The organism is Bradyrhizobium sp. WYCCWR15520, from assembly GCF_056174665.1.
This window is the reverse complement of record NZ_JBWBWM010000141.1, coordinates 1-1,543: the sequence shown is the minus strand read 5'-3', so window position 1 is coordinate 1,543 and position 1,543 is coordinate 1. Positions and strand designations below refer to the sequence as shown.

The following is a 1,543-nucleotide window of genomic DNA, read 5'->3' as shown; positions in this document are numbered from 1 at the left end:
GTCGGCCGTGAAGAACGCCGGATTTCAACTCGGGACGAATTGAAGTCGGACCGTGAGCTGGGCGAGGAACTGGCGCAACAAGAGCTCGAGCCAGCGGATGAGACGCCGGAAGTTGTAGCCCGCTGCGGCGAGAACGGCATTGGCGGCATCGCCCTGGCGGTGCCACAGGTAGTTACGCCCCATGCGATGCTCGGATTTGAGATGGCCGATGACCGGCTCGACGGCGGAACGCCGGCGCAGCTCGCGTTTGATCTTTGGCGTCACCCGCCGCTTCTGGCCTGAGATGAACACCCTGAACTTGTAGTCGGGTGGCGCATTGTGGCCGCGATAGCCTTTGTCGAGAACGAGGCGCTCGATGATGTTGCCGATCAGCACCTCCATTTCCGGGATCACGATCTTGAGCGTGTGACCATCATAGGGGTTGCCGGGCAGCGCCTTCACATGGGTGACGAACTGGCCGCCTTTGGCGTGCGATAGCGTGGTGGCGACGGAGACCTTGACCCCGAACTCGTAAGGCCGGTGAGCCTTGCCCTTGCCGATGCACTCCACCTCCGGCGCGTGCAGCGAGTAGACCTTGGGGCCCCGCTGGCGCTGCTTCTGGTCGAGCACGCATCGCGCCAGCGCCAGCATGCGGTCGAGCGCGACCCCATCGAACAAGCCGACGTTGCCGTCGAGCTTGCGGGCGATGTCGCGGATGACGCGGCCGAGATAGGTTCGCAGCGTCCTCAAGGCCCGATTGGCGCGCTTGAACTGCTTGGCATGGGCATAGCGCTGGTGCTTGATCAGGGCAAACTTGCCGACTCGCCCATAGGACTGACGCAGCTTGATGCCGGCGCCCTTGGCTAGCCGAACCAGGATCTCGCGGGCCCGGTTCAAGAGCCGCGCATCGGTTGGGAACATCACGTTCTTGGGCTGCACCGTGGTGTCGACGATGACCCGATTGAGGTCGGACGGCTTGATCGCCTCGGTCTTGGTGGCGACCGCAAGGCTCTCCTGCAGCAGGGCTTGCAGCTTCTCCTCGCCCATACGCTGGCGCCAGCGCGTCAACGAGGAGCGGTCGAACACCAGGCGGTGCTGGAAGAACTCCTCGCCGCAGAAGAACTGGTAATAGGGATTCTCCACCCAGCGCTCGCATAGCACCTCGTCGGAGAGGTCGTAGGTGTGCTTGAGGATGGCCAGGCCCGCCATCAGCCGTGTCGGCAGCGGCGGCCGGCCCGGCTTGTCCTCGTAGACCGCGCCGAACCGCTCTTCGAGGAACGACCAGTCGATCGTCCGCGCCAGCTTTACCAGGGCATGGTTCAAGTCGATGATCGCGTCCAGCCGCGAGCGCAGAAGATCGGCTTGGCCGCCGTCGCGTCGTTCCTTTGGCTTCATCGTTCCCTCCGGTCCACCGAAGGAATCATGACCCGCGATTCGACGGAATCCTCAAAAGCAAAATTGCAAGCTTTTGGGCCCCCAAAGCCCGAAAGCTTGCAATCTCAAAACGCCTCTCGCCAGAAAATTCGACTCCCGCTCAATGGCTTGGAAGTTCTTCACGCACGAC

The 1,543-nt window shown here is 62.8% G+C and carries 1 protein-coding gene; it reads right to left on the bottom strand.

From position 1 onward, the window contains the following. Positions 1 to 24 precede the first annotated feature (24 nt). Entirely contained in the window at positions 25 to 1,374 is a 1,350-nt protein-coding gene (locus tag AC0QUY_RS42530; protein ID WP_161853446.1) for an IS5 family transposase, read from the bottom strand. Positions 1,375 to 1,543: the final 169 nt, after the last annotated feature.

Coding starts and splice junctions, on each gene's coding strand:
- AC0QUY_RS42530 (WP_161853446.1), bottom strand. CDS start 1,374: ATGAAGCCAAAGGAACGACGCGACGGCGGCCAAGCCGATCTTCTGCGC.